The 17,251-nt window shown below is 70.5% G+C and carries 15 protein-coding genes and 1 pseudogene; 6 read left to right on the forward strand and 10 right to left on the reverse strand.

Translation table 11 applies throughout. From position 1 onward, the window contains the following. Positions 1–33 precede the first annotated feature (33 nt). The 3 genes and pseudogenes from ACYR7D_RS26370 to ACYR7D_RS26380 form a co-directional block, all read right to left on the reverse strand. On the reverse strand, positions 34–1,857 hold the full coding sequence (locus ACYR7D_RS26370) for a hypothetical protein (protein WP_459547205.1): 1,824 nt from the start codon (positions 1,855–1,857) through the stop codon (positions 34–36). A gap of 131 nt (positions 1,858–1,988) precedes the next feature. Next, positions 1,989–2,177 (reverse strand): hypothetical protein, encoded by a 189-nt coding sequence (locus tag ACYR7D_RS26375; protein WP_459547206.1) that lies wholly within the window; start codon positions 2,175–2,177, stop codon positions 1,989–1,991. Between the two features lie 110 nt (positions 2,178–2,287). Further along, positions 2,288–2,491, reverse strand: a pseudogene (locus ACYR7D_RS26380) (diacylglycerol kinase); the annotation flags it as partial. Positions 2,492–2,939: 448 nt separating this feature from the next. On the opposite strand from ACYR7D_RS26380, the gene ACYR7D_RS26385 reads away from it, so the two are divergent. Beyond that, positions 2,940–3,536: a TetR/AcrR family transcriptional regulator gene (locus ACYR7D_RS26385; protein WP_459547207.1), complete on the forward strand. Its 597-nt coding sequence runs from the start codon at positions 2,940–2,942 to the stop codon at positions 3,534–3,536. 39 nt (positions 3,537–3,575) lie between these two features. On the opposite strand, the gene ACYR7D_RS26390 is transcribed toward ACYR7D_RS26385, so the two are convergent. Beyond that, positions 3,576–5,333, reverse strand: coding sequence for a proline--tRNA ligase (locus ACYR7D_RS26390; protein WP_459547208.1), 1,758 nt, complete (start codon positions 5,331–5,333; stop codon positions 3,576–3,578). Between the two features lie 158 nt (positions 5,334–5,491). Here ACYR7D_RS26390 and yaaA point away from each other — a divergent pair, with 158 nt between their 5' ends. From yaaA to ACYR7D_RS26405, 3 genes are all read left to right on the forward strand, one after another. Continuing rightward, positions 5,492–6,235, forward strand: a complete 744-nt coding sequence (gene yaaA / locus ACYR7D_RS26395) for a peroxide stress protein YaaA (RefSeq protein WP_459547209.1) — start codon at positions 5,492–5,494, stop codon at positions 6,233–6,235. Between the two features lie 80 nt (positions 6,236–6,315). Beyond that, complete coding sequence (gene cobA / locus ACYR7D_RS26400) at positions 6,316–7,587, forward strand: uroporphyrinogen-III C-methyltransferase (protein WP_459547210.1); 1,272 nt, start codon at positions 6,316–6,318, stop codon at positions 7,585–7,587. A 6-nt stretch (positions 7,588–7,593) separates the two neighbouring features. After that, positions 7,594–9,075 carry an MFS transporter gene (locus ACYR7D_RS26405; RefSeq protein ID WP_459547211.1) on the forward strand — a complete coding sequence of 494 codons (1,482 nt, stop codon included), beginning with the start codon at positions 7,594–7,596 and terminating at the stop codon, positions 9,073–9,075. Between the two features lie 58 nt (positions 9,076–9,133). Here the strand turns inward: ACYR7D_RS26405 and ACYR7D_RS26410 are convergent, their stop codons facing one another. Further along, complete coding sequence (locus tag ACYR7D_RS26410; RefSeq protein ID WP_459547212.1) at positions 9,134–9,544, reverse strand: PPOX class F420-dependent oxidoreductase; 411 nt, start codon at positions 9,542–9,544, stop codon at positions 9,134–9,136. Positions 9,545–9,816: 272 nt separating this feature from the next. On the opposite strand from ACYR7D_RS26410, the gene ACYR7D_RS26415 reads away from it, so the two are divergent. Continuing rightward, the gene (locus ACYR7D_RS26415; RefSeq protein WP_459547213.1) at positions 9,817–10,950 is read left to right on the forward strand and encodes a phosphotransferase family protein; all 1,134 of its coding nucleotides are present in this window, start codon (positions 9,817–9,819) and stop codon (positions 10,948–10,950) included. Position 10,951: 1 nt separating this feature from the next. Beyond that, positions 10,952–12,073, forward strand: a complete 1,122-nt coding sequence (locus tag ACYR7D_RS26420; RefSeq protein WP_459547214.1) for a hypothetical protein — start codon at positions 10,952–10,954, stop codon at positions 12,071–12,073. 37 nt (positions 12,074–12,110) lie between these two features. On the opposite strand, the gene ACYR7D_RS26425 is transcribed toward ACYR7D_RS26420, so the two are convergent. The 5 genes from ACYR7D_RS26425 to ACYR7D_RS26445 form a co-directional block, all read right to left on the reverse strand. Then, entirely contained in the window at positions 12,111–12,530 is a 420-nt protein-coding gene (locus tag ACYR7D_RS26425) for a cobalamin biosynthesis protein (protein WP_459547215.1), read from the reverse strand. Then, on the reverse strand, positions 12,527–13,948 hold the full coding sequence (locus ACYR7D_RS26430) for a cobyrinate a,c-diamide synthase (RefSeq protein WP_459547216.1): 1,422 nt from the start codon (positions 13,946–13,948) through the stop codon (positions 12,527–12,529). Before ACYR7D_RS26430 ends, ACYR7D_RS26425 begins: the two co-directional genes overlap by 4 nt. 73 nt (positions 13,949–14,021) lie before the next feature. Continuing rightward, positions 14,022–14,636 (reverse strand): cob(I)yrinic acid a,c-diamide adenosyltransferase, encoded by a 615-nt coding sequence (gene cobO, locus ACYR7D_RS26435; RefSeq protein ID WP_459547217.1) that lies wholly within the window; start codon positions 14,634–14,636, stop codon positions 14,022–14,024. Between the two features lie 34 nt (positions 14,637–14,670). After that, positions 14,671–16,581 carry a VWA domain-containing protein gene (locus ACYR7D_RS26440; protein ID WP_459550302.1) on the reverse strand — a complete coding sequence of 637 codons (1,911 nt, stop codon included), beginning with the start codon at positions 16,579–16,581 and terminating at the stop codon, positions 14,671–14,673. 156 nt (positions 16,582–16,737) lie between these two features. Next, entirely contained in the window at positions 16,738–17,187 is a 450-nt protein-coding gene (locus tag ACYR7D_RS26445; protein ID WP_459547218.1) for a GNAT family N-acetyltransferase, read from the reverse strand. Between the last annotated feature and the right edge of the window lie 64 nt (positions 17,188–17,251).

A 17,251-nucleotide genomic window follows, 5' to 3' on the forward strand; every position in this document is an offset into this window, starting at 1 on the left:
GGGAAGCCCGGATCCGGGGCCGCCGTACGGCCGTCACTCGTACGAGGCCACCCCGACCGGGCCCACACCCAGGCATATATGCGATCCGGGAGTCCGGCCCTGTACGAGGAGCGCCGAACCGCTGCCGACGATCCGCGCGAAAACCGTCCCGGTCCCGGCTCGCACCGGAACCGGGACCTTCTCGCCGCGTTCGAATCCCACGGTGATCTCGCCGTCCCGGGCGGCGAAATAGTTGAGCTGCGCGGTCCATTCATGGGCGATCATGGGTCCGTCGAGCGGGACCCGCACGGGAAGGTCACCGTCGATGCGATGGCCGCAGCCCGGGACCGGCCCCGGCCGGATGGCACGGTTCCACCAGACCCGCGCGTCGGCGAACTTCCCGGTGTCGGTGATCATGCGCAGGCGCTCGGTGGCGGGGGCGAAGGCCCCCGGCGGAGCGATCGGGGACAGTACCCGGCTCGCCTCGTTCTGCGGGTGGGCCGTCGGGTTCAGCACTCCCCACGGCACCTCCTGTTCGAGCAGCGGATTGCCGTCCCAGTGGGCGAACTCCGATTTCACCGTGGTCACGTAGGCTTTCGTGGGTCCCTCGGCCCACAGGCGGGTGAAAGTGGCGGTCGACCAGAGGCTGCTCACGACGAACGCCGGCACCGCGGCGCACACCACGAGCGTATGCCGCCACCGGCGCGGCCGAGCCGCGGCCGGCGTCGTGGGGGCGGGCGCGAAAGCACGCAGCAGCAGCGCGCCCGCGAGCGTGAGAACCACCGCGGCATCGGCGAGATAGCGCAGTGACATCATCAGTTCGTCGACGGTGTTGGGCCCGGCGCGCATCAGCACCACCGGGATCTGTACCACGGGCACATACACCGCGGCCGCCAGCCAGACCGCCCCGGTCCTCCGTCTCGCCCGGACGGTTGTCACCACCGCCGCGACCAGCAGCGCCCACGACAGCCCGGCCGCCCACCCCGGCGCCACCGCCCAGGGCGCCGAGGGCACCCAGCGCTCCCACTCCCACGGCCCGCCGAGCAACGCCGTCACCACCCCGGCCCATGCCGCGCGCGGCAGCATCGCGGCCAGATCGGCCGACCCACCATCTCCCGCCGTGATCCCGGCCACGGCGAAATAGCTCAGTGCCCAGCCGGCGAGTACCGCCGCGGCACCGGCCCACAGCTCCGCACCCCGGCGCAGCACTCGCCGGGGCCTCATCCGCCGTCCGTCGACATACCGGCACAGCAGGACCACGGCGAAGGCCACGAACGGCACCACCACCGCTTTTTCGAAGAAGAGCAGAGCCACCGCCGTGACCATCACCCCCGAGACCGCGTACCGGCGCCGGCCGGTACGGTCCAGCAGCACCGCATCGGCGGCCACCCAGGCGAGCGCGAACTGCAGCGGTAGCGCGTTCAGCGCCGCCGACCACCAGGCGAACGCGGGCAGGGTCAGCGGGCAGAACAGGTAGAAGGCCAGCGGTATCAGCAGGGCCCGGCGCCGGCCGAGCAGCACCAGCAGCGCCCGCAGCACCGCGAGCGAGGCGGCCAGCTGCATGCCCAGCGCGACCGCGGCGGCCGCACTCCATTCCAGTGGCGCTACGGCAGTGACCAGCCAGGCCACCGCGAAGGCCAGCGGCATGAAATGTCCGTCGTGATCATGTAGCAACAGCTCGGCGGACAGCGGGGAATAGGTCCCGGCCCGGCCGGCCAGGATCAGATCGTCCCAGTAGAAGTATCCGTGGGCGGCCACCATCGTCCGGACCCCGAGCTGCGACAGGATCAGCAGACAGGCCGCGGCGAGTACGGCACGGCCGGGGGTCCCCGCCCAGCGCGCGAGCGCGGCCCGGGCCGGCCCGGTGGACGCGGGCACGGCGTTCCGGATAGACCTACGCTCCGCTGCGACGGCCGGAGCGCTTCCCATGTCCATCCACCCTACAAGTGGGTAGGGCAGAACACCGGCTGATCACGCCGGGGTTGTCGCCGGGTCGCCCGGCCACCCGGTCAGCGTTCGGACTCGCCCCCCGCCCCGGGATCGCCCCCGAGGTCGTATTCGCTCAGATCCACGGCATCGGTACGTTCGTCACCGATATCGAGCAACTGCGCGACGGCGTCGGAATCACCGTGAGCCGCACGTTCCCGCAGTTCGGACAGGTTCGGCTCGCGCGGGCCGGACCGGTCGGGTTCATACATACTGCGCAACCTTCCTGGGGTCGGCGACGAGCCGCCGGCTCGTACGCTTCGGTCACCGAGCTTAGGCGGGGCGGCGCGGCGCCGCCGAATCCGCGGGACCGAAGACGAGGTCAGGACGGAGCGGTGAGCGCGGGACCGGTGCGCACCGGCAGGTCAGCGGTGGTGCGGATACCCGGCTCGGCGGCTACGACCGCGGGTATGGCGTTGACCACCCGGCCCACCCCGGCCAGGATCGCGGCGTAGTTGTGGTCGCCGTCGCGGCTGACGGGGCAGATATCGATCCCGTAGGACGGTTCGCCGGTGATCTCCACCCGTCTCCGCCGCCGTCGCCCGGATCATGCGCCGTCTCGATACCCTCCCACCGACACCCCTGTCCGCGTTCATGCAGGACACACCGATCGACGTCGCAGGGGAACCGTTCGACCCCCGCGCCGCCCGGCGTCTCGCGGTCTATACGAGGGAACTACTCGACGGCGCCGGCCTCGGCCGCCGCTGACGACAACCGGAGCCGCCGGGGCCGGCCGACCCGAGCCGTCCCCGGACCGCGCGGATATCCTCCGCGACCGGCCGCCCCCGCCGGGCGCCGTCCTCCGGTACGGCATGGCGGATGCCGTGACCGGCGTGCACCCCGGCCGCGATATCACGTGCGAATCGGAGCAGCTTCCGAGCCGTTCGCCCCATACCGACCTCCGCTATACAGATCTGTGAAGTCCAGCCCCGGTTACGATAGGTACACAGACCTGTGAATGCAAGGGAGCCGGTGTGCCCGCACGCCACGAGAAAAGCGAGGGGAATCGCCCCCTCACCCCGGCGGCCCGGCGCATCCTCGACACCGCCGCCGAACTCTTCTACGAACGCGGTATCCACGCCGTTGGCGTCGATACCATCGCGGCGGAATCCGGAGTCACCAAGCGGACGCTCTACGACCGGTTCGGTTCGAAGGACGGACTCGTCGTCACCTACCTCACCGATCGCGACCGCCGCTGGCGCCTCCTGATCGACGCGCGACTGGCCGAGCGGACCGACCCGCTACAGCGACTGCTCGTACCGTTCGACGTACTTCCCGAATGGCTCGCCCACAACAGCAGAGGGTGCAGTTTCATCAACGCCTTCGCCGAACTGCCCGAATCGGAGCACCCCGGCCGGCAGGTGATCGTCGCCGAGAAGACCTGGCTGCGCGACTTCTTCCGCGAACTGGCCGGCGCGGCGGGCGCCGCCGCGCCGGAACTGCTCGCGGTGCAACTCCTGAGCCTGCACGAGGGCGCGATCATCAGCTATGCCATCGCCGGCGAGCGCGATGCCCCGGCCACGGTCCGCGCGGCCGCCACGGCACTCGCCGAACACGCCATGCGGGCGTGACCGGATCGTGCGGCGCCGTTCTCCGCGCCGCACGGGAACTCAGCCGCGTACCCGGGCAACCACCGTCTCGACCGCGGAGCCGGCGGGCACGTCCTGGGCCTCCCCGGTGAAGCGGTCCCGCAGTTCGACCTTGCCCTCGGCCCAGCCGCGGCCGATCACCAGCACATACGGCATACCGAGCAGTTCGGCGTCCTTGAATTTCACACCGGGCGAAGCGGTACGGTCGTCGAACAGGACATCCAGCCCCTGGGCGTCCAGAGCCGCGACCAGTTCCTCCGCGCCCGCCCGGGCGGCCTCGTCCTTGTTCGCGATCACCACATGCACGTCGTAGGGCGCGACCTCGGACGGCCAGCGCAGTCCCTTCTCGTCGTGCTGCTGTTCGGCGATGACCGCCACCAGCCGCGAGACGCCGATCCCGTACGAACCCATCACGAGCCGCACCGGTTTGCCGTTCTCCCCCAGCACATCCACTTCGAACGCGTCGGTGTATTTGTAACCGAGCTGGAAAATATGACCGATCTCGATCCCGCGGGCCGAGACCAGCGGCCCGCGGCCGTCGGGGGACATATCACCGTCCCGCACCTGCGCGGCCTCGATGACGCCGTCCGGGGTGAAATCGCGCCCGGCGACCAGACCGACCACGTGTTTGCCGGTTTCGTCCGCCCCGGTGATCCAGGACGTCCCGGTGACGACCCGGGGATCGACCAGATAACGGATACCGTTGGCCTGCAGTGCCTTCGGGCCGATATAACCCTTAACCAGGAAGGGGTTCGCAGCGAAATCCGCCTCGGTCAGCAGTTCCACCTCGGCCGGTTCGACCGAGGCCCCGAGCCGCTTGTCGTCCACCTCCCGGTCACCGGGCACCCCGATACCGAGGATCTCGGTTCTACCGTCCGGGTGCCGCAGTTTCACCATGACGTTCTTCAACGTATCCGCGGCGGTGACGGGCCGCCCGTACCGTTCCGCGATACCGGCCGCGTTGGCCCAGTCCACGAGGGTGGCGATGGTCGGGGTGTCCGGGGTGTCGTGTACCTGCGCCTCGGGCTGTCCTTCGATCGGCAGAGGATCGGGCGCGGGGGTGACCACGGCCTCCACATTGGCCGCGTATCCGGACTCCCGGCACACCACGTAGGTGTCCTCGCCGACCGGGCTGTCCGCCAGGAACTCCTCGGAGGCGCTACCGCCCATGGCACCCGAGGTCGCGGCGACGATCACGTACTCGACTCCGAGCCGGCCGAAGATACGCTGATAGGCCTCGCGATGGGCGTTGTAGCTCGCCTTCAGGCCGTCCTCGTCGAGATCGAAGGAATAGGAGTCCTTCATGATGAATTCACGACCGCGCAGAATTCCGGCGCGGGGCCGCTCTTCGTCGCGGTACTTCGCCTGGATCTGATAGAGAGTGACCGGCAGATCCTTGTAGGAGTTGTACTCACCCTTCACGGTGAGGGTGAACAGCTCCTCGTGTGTGGGGCCGAGCAGATAGTCGGCGCCCTTGCGGTCCTGCAGCCGGAACAGGCTGTCGCCGTACTCGGTCCAGCGATTGGTGGCCTCGTAGGGATCGCGCGGCAACAGCGCCGGGAGCGAGATCTCCTGCGCGCCGATGGCGTTCATCTCCTCGCGCACCACCTCCTCCACCTTGTGCAGCACCCGCAGGCCCAGCGGCAGCCACGAGTACACACCCGGCGCGATCCGGCGCACATAACCGGCACGCACCAGCAGCTTGTGGCTGGGCACCTCGGCATCGGCGGGGTCGTCACGCAGCGTACGGAGGAAAAGTCGGGAGAGGCGGGTGATCACGGTTGCTCAGCGTAGCCCCTGCCCCATCGCCACCTGCACTCTGTTCCGGGTGCGCGTCGGCCGGTGCGCAGCCGGGGCCGGCAGCGGATATCCGCGGTGATCAACGGGTGTCCCGGGCGGCCGGGCGACCGGCCGCGACGACCGGTACCGTACCGCTCGTGCTGGTGCTGCTCCCTCCTTCCGAAACCAAATCCGACGGCGGCTCCGGCGGCCCGCTCGATCTCGAGGCACTCGCGTTCGCTCCGCTCACCGATACCCGCGACGAGCTGATCGACGAGGTGGTGAAACTGTCCGGCGATCCGGAGACCGCCCGAGTGGCACTGGGCCTGGGCAAGAACGCGGCGGCGGAGCTGGCCCGTAACGCCGCGCTGCGCACCTCACCCACCCGCCCGGCACTCGAGCGCTACACCGGTGTGCTCTACGACGCCCTCGACGCCGCCTCGTTCACCCGGGCGCAGCGGGCGAAGGCCCTCGCCCGCCTGGCCATCGGGTCGGCGCTGTTCGGTGCCGTACGGGCCGGCGATCCGATTCCCGCCTACCGCCTCTCGGGCGGCACCAAACTCCCCGGCCGGCCGACACTGGCCGCGGTCTGGCGCGACCGGCTCGGCCCGGCCCTGGTCGAGGCAGCGGCCGGCGAACTGGTCGTCGATCTGCGGTCGGGCACCTATCAGCAACTGGGCCGGGTACCGGGTGCGGTCACCGCGACGGTACTCACCGAACACGAGGACGGGTCGCGCACCGTGGTGAGCCACTTCAACAAGCACCACAAAGGGCTACTGGCCCGGGCACTCGTACTCACCCGGGCCGAACCCGCGGATATCCATGCCGTCGCCCGGGTGGCGCGCAAGGCGGGACTGCGGGCCGAGGTCGCCTCCACACACGAATTGCTCGTCCTCACCTGACAGCTCCCCGCCGCTCTCCGCACGGTCCCGTGGGCGGGTGGCTACGGGTACCGGGGCACTGGGACGTAGGCTCGAGCCTTGTGCCGAATACGTCAGCCGATACCGACAACCTGTCCGCCGGGGACTCGAACTACCTGGTGGGACTCGATCTGAACGGGCGACGGGTCGTCGTCGTCGGCGGCGGTAGCGTGGCACAGCGCCGGCTGGGCCTGCTCATCGCCTCGGGCGCCGCCGTCGAGGTGATCACCCGCACCGCCACCCCCGCCGTCGAAGGAATGGCGGGAGCCGGACAGATCACGCTCACACTGCGCGCCTACACCGACGGGGATCTCGACGGCGCCTGGTACGCCATCGCCTGCACGGACGAACCGGAGACCAATGCCGCCGTCGTCGCGGAAGCCACCCGGCGCCGCATCTTCTGCGTCCGCGCCGATCACGCGCAATCCGGGACCGCGGTGACCCCGGCCACCGCCCGCTACGCCGGGATGAGCCTGGGCGTCCTCGCCGGCGGACGGCACCGGCGTTCCGCCGCCGTGCGCACGGCGCTCCTGGAAGCACTGCAGTCGGGAACGGTCACCGACGACGCCACTCCGATGACGCCGGGCGTCGCCCTGGTCGGTGGCGGGCCGGGGGATCCGGACCTCATCACGGTGCGCGGCCGGCGGCTGCTGTCCCGGGCGGATCTGGTGGTCGCCGACCGGCTCGCGCCGCCGGAGCTGCTGGCCGAGCTCGGTCCGGATGTGGAGGTCGTGGACGCGGCCAAGATCCCCTACGGCCGGGCAATGGCCCAGGAGGCCATCAACGCCACCCTCGTCGAGGGCGCGCGGGCGGGCAAATTCGTGGTCCGGCTCAAAGGCGGCGATCCCTATGTGTTCGGGCGCGGCTACGAGGAACTGGAAGCCTGTATCGATGCCGGGATCCCGGTGACCGTGGTCCCGGGTGTCACCAGTCCGATCTCGGTGCCGGCCGCGGCGGGTATTCCGGTCACCCACCGGGGTGTGACCCACGAGTTCGTGGTGGTGAGCGGGCATATTCCGCCCGATCATCCGGACTCGCTGGTCGACTGGCCGGCCCTGGCGCGGTTGCGCGGCACCCTGGTGCTCATGATGGCGGTGGAGCGCATCGAACAGTTCGCGGCGGTATTGCGCGAGGGTGGCCGCCCGGCCACGACCCCGGCCACCGTCATCCAGGAAGGCACGCTGCGCGGCCAGCGGGTACTGCGTGCCACCCTCGCGGATGTGGCCGAGCGGGTGCGGGCCGAAGGAATCCGGCCGCCCGCGATCGTTGTGATCGGGCCCACGGCCGGCTTCACCGGCGCACCGGAAGCCGCCGATAACGGTCGGTTACAGTGACCCACTGTGCTCGATAACCCCCCTGCTGTGCAGTATCCGGTGACGAAACGGGCCTTCGGACTCGCCATCCTCGTCCTGAGCGGGCTACAGCTGATGGTGGTGCTGGACGGCACCGTGGTGATCCTCGCCCTGCCGCGCCTGCAGGCGGAGATGGGCCTGTCCAGTTCCGGTAGCGCCTGGACCATCACCTCCTATGGACTCCCCTTCGCCGGGTTGATGCTGCTGGGCGGGCGGATCGGCGACTCCTTCGGCCGGCGGCGCATGTTCGTGCTCGGGGTGGGGCTGTTCACCCTCGCCTCCTTGCTGTGCGGGCTCGCCCAAAACGAAGCCATGCTGATCGCGGCGCGCGCGTTCCAGGGCACCGGTGCCGCGCTGGCCGCACCCACCGCGTTCGCCCTCGTCGCGAGCACCTTCGCCCCCGGCAAGGTGCGTAACCAGGCCTTCGCCATCTTCGGTTCCATGGTCGCGTTGGGCTCGGTCGGCGGGCTGGTGATCGGCGGCGCCCTCACCGAGGCCAGCTGGCGCTGGATCTTCCTGATCAATGTGCCGATCGGCATACTCATCGTGATCGGCGCCCTCGTCGCGTTGCGCGATACCGGCCACCAGCGCCTCACGCTGGATGTGCGGGGGGCGTTCCTGGGCACCCTGGCCTGCGCGCTGATCGTTTTCGGTGCCACCGAGGGGCCCGAACTCGGCTGGGACAGCCCGTATGTCTACGGCTCGCTGATCGCCGGGGCCGTGCTGCTGCCGGTCTTCGTGTTCGCCGAACGCTATGTCGACAACCCGCTGCTGCCGTGGTCGCTGTTCGACAGCCGCGACCGGGTCGCGACCTTCGTGGTGATCCTGCTCGCCAGCGGTGTCCTGGGCGCCACCACCTATTTCGCCGGGTTGTTCGTACAGAACGTGGTCGGTTACAGCCCTCTCGTGGCCGGGGTGTCGTTCATTCCGTTCACCGTCGGCGTCGGCGTCGGCAGCGCGGTGGCGACCCGGCTGGCGCTCTACATCGCGCCCCGCTGGCTGCTGGTGGGCGCGGCGGTGGTACTGGTGGTCGGGCTGGGTTACGGGTCCACCCTGGACGGCGGGGTCGGCTACTGGACCACCCTGCTGCCGCTGTTCCTGGTGATCGGCTTCGGTATCGGTATCGCCATGGTGCTGATCCCGCTGTGCGTACTGGTCGGGGTGCCGCCGGACGAGATCGGCCCGCTGTCCGCGATCGGCCAGATGTTCCTGAACCTGGGCACTCCCATCGCCATCGGCGTACTGACCCCGCTGGCAGCGTCCCGGACCCTGTCCGAAGGCGGCACCACCGGCAAACCGGCCGATATGACCCCCGCGGAGATCGTCGCGCTCGGCCACGGTTACACCCTGGCCCTGCTGGTGGCCGCCATCGGTGCGCTGCTGGTCGGGCTGATCGCGTTGACGCTGCGCTACACCGCCGCGGAAGTGGCCCGCGCCCAGCACGCCCAGGACGAGGCGCAGTCCGCGTGATCCCCTGCCGCGCCGATTCCGTCGGCGCGCGGCAGGGGAGGGTTACGCCCCTCGTCGGTCACAACTGTCCGGTGATCTTGGTGGGAGTGATCCGGACACTCACCCGGGGACCGTCGTTCACGGAGTCCGGATTGAACTCGGCATAGGGTTTCCCGGTGTATTTACGTGAGATCCGGTTGCCGACCACCATATCGGGGTCCGGCGTGAGGGTGGCGGTGCCCCGGATCTCCGCGTACACATAGGGATTGTCCGGCGGGTTGATCAGTACCGAGATCCGCGGATCGCGGGCGAGGTTCTTGCCCTGCACCCGGTCGGTGGTGGTGGAGTAGAGCAATTCGTCGCCGTCGCGATCGAGCCAGGTAACCGTGAGATGCGGATGCCCGTCCCGGCCGATGGTGGCCACGGTGACGAACAACCTGTTCTCATCGATGTATTTCTTGAGACTGTCGGACAACACGATCTTACTCATGCTCACGATCAACTCGCGGTCTCGCCCGATCATTCCGGTTCCTCCGTCTCAGCCGGCCGGATGCCGCCTTTCCCGCCGAGCGATGCCGATCGCCGGGGCCACCACCGCGGCGATACCGCCCTTCCGGCCGCTCGCGGGATCCGTCGAATCGACTCCACCCCACGATGAAACGCGTTACAGTTTCCGGCACCCGGGCGCCCCGGCGCACCTCCGGCGCCGCCGCGGTGGCCCGGGCCGGATCCGCGCCGTGGCCGGATGGCGTCAGGAGGACGATGATGCCCGACGAAATAGATCCCACCGAACATCTGCGGCTCACCACCAGCCGACGCGATCTGGACACCCTGACAGAACAGCTCACGCACTGGCTGGGCGATCGCGTACACGCCGACGAACCACCGGTGATCAGTTCGCTGTCCCGGCCGCAGGCCGGCGGACTGTCGAGCGCCTCGGTGCTCTTCGACGCGCACTGGATATCCGGTGGCGAGCCCGACAGCGGGTCGTTCGTCGCGCGAATGGTGCCGGAGGAGGGCGCCTTCCCGGTATTCCAGCACTACGATCTGGAACTGCAGTACCGGATCATCGGCGAGATCGCCGCGGCGACCGATGTGCCGCTACCCCGGCTGCGCTGGCTGGAAACCGACAGCGCCGCCTGCGGTTCCCCGTTCTTCGTCATGGACCGGGTGGCCGGGCGAATTCCGGGCGACAACCCGCCGTATGTCTTCGCGGGCTGGCTGTACGACGCCACACCCGCCGAACGATCCGAACTCGCCCACAACACGCTGGACGTTCTGGCCCGGATCCACGCCGTTCCCGCCCCGGCGCAGCGTTTTCCGCAATTGGACGGCCCCGGGACCGCCCTGCGCCGCCACCTCGACGGCCAGCGCACCTGGTACGAATGGGCCCTGGCGGCCGACGGATTCGACATTCCGCTGATCGAGCGGGCCTTCGACTGGCTCGAGGCGCATTTCCCCGCCGACCCCGGTCCCGAGGTACTCAGCTGGGGCGATGCCCGGCCGGGCAACATCATCTACGACGGGTTCACTCCGATCGCGGTCCTGGACTGGGAGATGGCCGCGCTGGGGCCGCGGGAACTGGACCTGGCCTGGATGATCTTCCTGCACCGGTTCTTCCAGGACATCGCCACCGGCTTCGATATGCCCGGCCTCCCCGACTTCCTGCGCCGCGACGATACCGTGGCCCGATACGAGCAACTCAGCGGTCATACCGTCCGGGACCTGGACTTCCATCTGACCTACGCCGCGCTGCGGCACGCGATCGTCATGGCGCGGATCAAACGCCGGATGATCCATATGGGTGAGGACACCGCACCGGCCGAGCGCGACGACTACATCATGCACCGCGCGTCCCTGGAAGCCATGCTCGACGGCACCTACGGATGGGAATGAGATGAGCGAGACCACCCCGGCCTCGGCACCGGGCCCCCTGGACGAGTATCCGATCCACCAGACCCCACTGCCGATCGGCCGGGCGGCCACCAGCGACCGGAACTTCTACGACCGCAGTTACTTCAACGCTCACAACCGGGACGGCGCGCTCATGCTGGTGACGGGGTTCGGGGTGTATCCGAACCTCGGTGTCCGCGATGCCTATGCCGCCCTGCGCCGGGGGGACGAGATCGTCTCGGTGCGGTTCTCCGACGCACTCACCGAGCGCAGCCTGGACATGGCGGTCGGCGGCTACCGGATCGACGTGGCGGAACCGCTGCGGCGGATCAGGGTGCGATGCGAACACGACGAACTCGGTTTCGACCTCCGCTGGACCGGCACGTTCCCCGCCGTCCAGGAACAGCCGCACGTCATGCTCGCCGGGAACCGTCCGACACTCGACGCCTCCCGGTTCGCGCAGGTCGGCTCATGGGAAGGCACGATTTCGGTCGCCGGCGAGGAGATCGCCGTCTCCTCCGAGGAATGGATGGGCACCCGGGACCGCTCCTGGGGTATCCGGCCCGTCGGTGAAGCCGAGCCGCCCGGCCGGTCGGCCGCCGAGAACGCGGGCGGATTCTGGTGGCTGTACGTACCGCTGCGGTTCGACGATTTCGCCGTCGTGGTGATCATCCAGGAGAACCCCGACGGCTACCGCACCCTCAACGACGCGGTCCGGGTGTTCCCGGACGGTTCGGTGGAGCAGCTGGGCTGGCCACGGATCACCATCGACTACCGCTCCGGAACCCGTCACCCCGAGCGGGCACGCCTGGAGCTGTGCACATCCGACGGGAAGCCGCTGACCCTCGATATCCGCACCGTTACCGGGATACCACTGCACATCGGCTGCGGCTACGGTGGCGACCCGGACTGGCAACACGGGCAGTGGAAGGGCCGCGACTGGGCGCTGGCCGGGCGCTACGACCTCACCGCCCCGGATATCGCCGGACGGATCCCGTGGGGGGTCACCGACCATATCGCGCACGCACGCTGCGGCGATGCCGAGGGCTGGGGCCTGTTCGAACACGCCAGTGTCGGACGGCACGACCCCACCGGTTTCGCGGATCTGGCGGCCGTGGCGCCCTGATACCGGCGTAGTGGGCTCCGGTTCCGGCTGCTGGGAATCAGGACACCTGATCCTCGCCCGGCCGGACCACGGCCGCGGCGACGACCACACCGGCCACCACTCGCCGGGGTACGACCAGCGGTCCCCCGCCGACGAGCAGGGCCGCGGCCTCGGCGACGCCCGGAATTCCCAGTGCCGCCGCGACGCGCGGCGACGGGTTGGGCACCCGGACACCGGCGAGCCGATCGGGAGAGCAGCCGTGGAGGGGCACTCCCAGCGTGGCCGCGGCGAGCCGGGGACCCGCTTCCGCGGCTCGGCGGTCGAGAGTCGCCAGGCAGGCGATCCGCTGTCCGGGCAGCGCCTCCGCCAGGGCCTCCAGGATGCGCTCGGCGGGAAGGCAGGGCCGTAAGCCCAGCCCGACGGCGAGTCCGTCCCGCGGCGATTCAGCCGAGCCCGCGTAGGTTTCCCGCGGTCTCACCGGACCGGAGCGGCCACGTCGCCGAGGCGGTGGGCACGCGCGGCGGTCACGAACCGGTTCACCGCCGCCGGGTTCCCGGCCGGGTGGGTGTGCAGATAGGACGCGTGCACGGCATGGACGAGCGCGCCTTCACGCACCCGCTCCCCACCCGAACGCCATCCCCATGCCGCCGGCGCCGCGGCGCTACGCAGCAGCCGGGTGCGGTGGAACTCGTGACCGAGCACCCGCTCGCCGGCCTGCCACAGCGGGGAGTCGGCCAATGCGACGGCCTCCCGATAGCCCAGGGTCAGCCGGGGCCCGAATTCGGCCACCGCATCGATCACACCCGCCATCGGATGGCCGTCCAGAGAGTGGGTCAGGTACAGCAGCCCGGCGCATTCGGCGTGCACGGGCAGGCCCTGCCGCGCCCGCCGCGCGACCTCCTGCCGGAGCCCGCTGTTGGCCGCCAGGGCATCCGCGTGTTCCTCCGGGAAACCACCCGGTAGTACCAGCCCGGCGGTGTCCGCGGGCAGCGGATCGTGCAGCGGATCGAAGACGACGACCTGCGCGCCCGCGGCGGTGAGCAGTTCCCGGTGCTCGGCGTAACCGAAGGTGAAGGCCGGACCACCGGCCATCGCGATCACCGGGCCCGTCCCTTCCCGATACGTTTCCCCCGTGGCGGATCCGGCCGCGGCTTCGATATGCGGATCCCAGGCGGGGCCGGGGGCCGGCGCGGTGGCCAGAGCCGCCACCGCGGGTAGATCGATATGGCGAGCGACCAGCTCGGTCATGGCCTCGACCGCCCGCACGGCCGCCACACCGTGTTCCACCGCGGGGATCAATCCCAGATGCCGGGAGGGAACCTCCAGATCGGGCAGTCGCGGAAGCGCGCCGAGTACCGGCAGGCCCACTCGATCACAGGCCGCCCGCAGCACCTGTTCGTGCCGAGCGCTGCCCACCCGGTTCAGGACGACACCACCCAGCCGGACCCCGCTGTCGAAGGTCGCGAACCCGTGCAGCAGCGCCGCCAGGCTCTGACTGTGCCCGCGCGCGTCCACCACCAGGATCACCGGCAGCCCGAGCAGGCCGGCGACCTGCGCGGTGGATCCCTCCGCGATCGGGTCCGCGGACCGGTCGTCGATACGCCCGTCGAACAGACCCATCACCCCCTCGACGACCGCGAGGTCCGCCTCGGCCGAGCCGTGGCGGTACAGGGGCGCGACCCGGTCCCGGCCGACGAGGACGGGATCGAGGTTGCGGCCCGGCCGTCCGGCGGCCAGCCCGTGATAGCCGGGATCGATGTAGTCCGGTCCCACTTTGAAGGGCGCGACCCGGTGGCCGGCCCGGCGCAGGGCGCCGATGAGTCCGGTGGCCACCGTGGTCTTTCCGCTGCCGGAAGCGGGTGCGGCCAGCACCACCCCCGGCGCCCCGGCGTTCATCGCGTCGCGCTCCGGCGGCCGGGGCACCGGTAGGACCCGTTCCGGGTCCGCGCCCCGCGGGTACCCACGCGGCTCACCATTCGATTCCCCGCTGGCCCTTACGTCCCGCGTCCATCGGGTGTCGGACCTTGGTCATCTCGGTGACCAGATCGGCCGCCTCGAGCAGCGCCGGGGGCGCGTCCCGGCCGGTGATGACGACATGCTGGTTGCCGGGCCGCGCGCGCAGCGTTTCCACCACCTCGTCCACCTCGACCCATCCCCACTTCAGCGGATAGGTGAATTCGTCGAGCACATAGAAACGGTGTTCCTCGGCCCGGAGCCGCCGGGCGATCTCCCGCCAGCCGGCCAGCGCCGCGGCGGCATGATCGGTTTCGGTGCCCTGTTTACGGCTCCACGACCAGCCCTCCCCCATCTTGTGCCACTGCACCGGGCCGCCCACACCGGTGTCGGCGTACACCCGGCCCAGTTCGCGGAACGCCGCCTCCTCGCCGACCTTCCATTTGGCGCTTTTGACGAACTGGAAGACCGCGATATCGAAGCCCTGGTTCCAGGCCCGCAACGCCATACCGAACGCGGCGGTGGATTTCCCCTTACCGGCCCCGGTGTGGACGGCGAGCACCGGCTGGTTGCGCCGCTGGCGCGTGGTGAGCCCATCGTCGGGCACGTGCTCGGGTACCCCTTTGGGCATGAGATCTCCTCGGTATCGTTCGGGATCGTGCGCGTCAGGCCGCTCGGCGACCGGCCGCACCGGTCCGGACCACCTCGGCCACCGCCGAACCGGTCAGTTCGGTGAGCCGCACCGGCGTGGCGCGTAGCGCGGCGGCCAGCTCGGCGGCCAGGCCGAGCCGGATCATTCCGCGTTCACAGTCGACGACGATCGCGGTGACGCCGTCTCCGGCGAGCGCGGCGGCGGCCGCCCGGGCCCGCGGGACGGGATCGGCGCCGCCGGTGGCGCGTCCGTCGGTGAGCAGGACCAGCATGGCGCGGCGCTGCGGATCGCGGACCCGTTCCCGCAGCACCACCTCCCGCGCGGTGCGCAGACCCGCGGCCAGCGGGGTCTTACCGCCGGTGCGCAGACCGGCGAGGCGGCGCACCGCGATATCGACCGAGGAGGTCGGTGGCAGTACCAGCTCGGCTTCGCTGCCCCGCACCGAGATCACCGCGACCTTGTCCCGCCGCTGGTACGCGTCGCGCAACAGTGTCACCACGGCTCCGGTCACCGCGGCGAGCCGGTCGCGGGCGGCCATGGACCCGGAGGTGTCCACCACGAACACCACCAGATTGCCTTCGCGCCCCTCCCGGTATGCCCCGCGCAGATCATCCGGCGCGAGCATCAGCGGCCCGGTGCGGCGGCCACGCGCGCGCTGATGCGGCGCGGCCGCCCGCAGGGTGCCCAGTAGATGGAGACCACCGGCGAGGTCGGGAGTCGAGTTCACCACCCGGCCCTGCCGGGTGCGGGCCCGGGAACGCCGGCCGGGAGCGCCTTCGCCCACTCCGGACACTTCCCAGCGCGGCGGGCGGACCGGGGCCGCCACCGGGGCGCTCGTCTGCCCGGTGCGGGCTGGGCCGTCCGGGGAGGTCGGCCCGCCCGGGTTCTCCTCCCCGGGCCGCCCGGCGCCACCGCCGGGTCCGTCGGGATCGTCGTCGGGATGCTCCGGGCCCGCCCCGGACTCCGGCTCGGGCCCCTCCGCGCCGGCGGGCGAATCCGGCGGATCTCCGGCCTGTTCCGCCGCCTCGCGCATGGCGTCGTCGAGTTGCTCCTCGGTGATGCCCGGTTCGTCGAACGGATCCCGGCGGCGCCGGTGCGGTAGCGCCAGCTCGGCGGCCACCCGCACATCCTCGGCGGTGACAGCGCCGCGGCCGCACCAGGCGGCGTGCGCGGCGGCGGTCCGGGCGACCACCAGATCACCGCGCATACCGTCCACATCGAACGAGGCACAGACCGCGGCGATCCGCCGCAGTTCGCCATCGTCGAGGGCGATCCCGGGCAACCGGTCGCGCGCGGCGAGGATGCGCTCGGCGATCTCGGCATCCGCGGGGGCGTAGGCGGCGGCGAAACCGGCGGGGTCGGCCTCGTAGTCCAGGCGGCGCCGTACCACGGCCATCCGCACGTCCACCTCCCGGGAGGCCGTCACGTCCACGGTGAGACCGAACCGGTCCAGCAACTGGGGACGCAGTTCGCCTTCTTCCGGATTCATCGTGCCGACCAGCACGAATCGGGCGGGATGGGAATGCGAGATACCGTCCCGTTCGATATGGACACGGCCCATCGCCGCCGCGTCCAGCAGAATGTCCACCAGATGGTCGTGCAGTAGGTTCACTTCGTCCACGTAGAGCACACCGTGGTGGGCCGCGGCGAGCAGACCCGGCCGGAATGCCTGCTCACCGTCGCGCAGGACGCGCTCCAGATCGACCGAACCGACAACCCGATCCTCGGTGGCCCCGACCGGCAGTTCCACCAGCCGCGCCGGGCGGGCCCCGGATTCGTCCACCACCGGCGGCAGCAGCCGCGCCAGCGCGCGGACCACGGTCGATTTCGCGGTGCCCTTCTCACCGCGCACCAGCACTCCGCCGATACCGGGATGTACGGCGCACAGGATCAGCGCCAGCTGCAGCCGTTCCTGACCGACCACCGCGGAGAAGGGGAACCCGGCCTCCCCGGCATCGGTGACGAGCGTGCGGGGGGCGGGCCGGGCGGTTTCGGTATAGGACACGGCCCCACTCTAAAACGTGACGGCCGCCGCCCGGCTCTCCCCTACCCGGACGGCCGGTCCCGCTTGCGTATCCGGCTAACCGCGGCGCATGGGCACGTGCGCGACCCCGTCCTCGACGAATTCCTCCCCGTCGACCTCGAAGCCGTGCTTGGTGTACAGGTCGATCAGATAGGTCTGCGCGCTCAGCCGGACCGTATGCGACCCGGCCTCCGCCAGCGCGGCCTGCAGCAGCCGGGTGGTGTAGCCGTGGCCGCGGGCCTCCACCGCGGTACACAGCCGGCCGATCCGGAACGATTTCACCCCGTCCTCGTGTTCCTCGAGCAGGCGCAGGGTGGCGATGACCTCGCCCTCGTCGTCCAGCCAGAAATGCCGTGTCTCGGGCAGCAGATCCTGCCCGTCGAGTTCCGGGTACGCGCATTTCTGCTCGACCACGAACACTTCGACTCGCAGCTTCAGCAGCTCGTACAGGATGGCGGTGTCGAGATCCTGCGCCCATGACCGTCGGAGTGCAACCGTAGACATCATCGCGCCTTGCTATCACACCTCGGCGCCGGATGCACGCGAATGCCCCCATGCCGCCGATCGCAGC

The sequence above is a fragment of the Nocardia sp. X0981 genome (assembly GCF_977089955.1).

Bases quoted from the DNA above. Each gene is read 5' to 3' on its own strand.
- cobO (WP_459547217.1), bottom strand. From the start codon at position 14,636: ATGCCCAAAGGGGTACCCGAGCACGTGCCCGACGATGGGCTCACCACG.
- ACYR7D_RS26430 (WP_459547216.1), bottom strand. From the start codon at position 13,948: ATGAACGCCGGGGCGCCGGGGGTGGTGCTGGCCGCACCCGCTTCCGGC.
- ACYR7D_RS26415 (WP_459547213.1), top strand. From the start codon at position 9,817: ATGATGCCCGACGAAATAGATCCCACCGAACATCTGCGGCTCACCACC.
- ACYR7D_RS26375 (WP_459547206.1), bottom strand. From the start codon at position 2,177: ATGTATGAACCCGACCGGTCCGGCCCGCGCGAGCCGAACCTGTCCGAA.
- ACYR7D_RS26410 (WP_459547212.1), bottom strand. From the start codon at position 9,544: ATGAGTAAGATCGTGTTGTCCGACAGTCTCAAGAAATACATCGATGAG.
- ACYR7D_RS26420 (WP_459547214.1), top strand. From the start codon at position 10,952: ATGAGCGAGACCACCCCGGCCTCGGCACCGGGCCCCCTGGACGAGTAT.
- ACYR7D_RS26445 (WP_459547218.1), bottom strand. From the start codon at position 17,187: ATGATGTCTACGGTTGCACTCCGACGGTCATGGGCGCAGGATCTCGAC.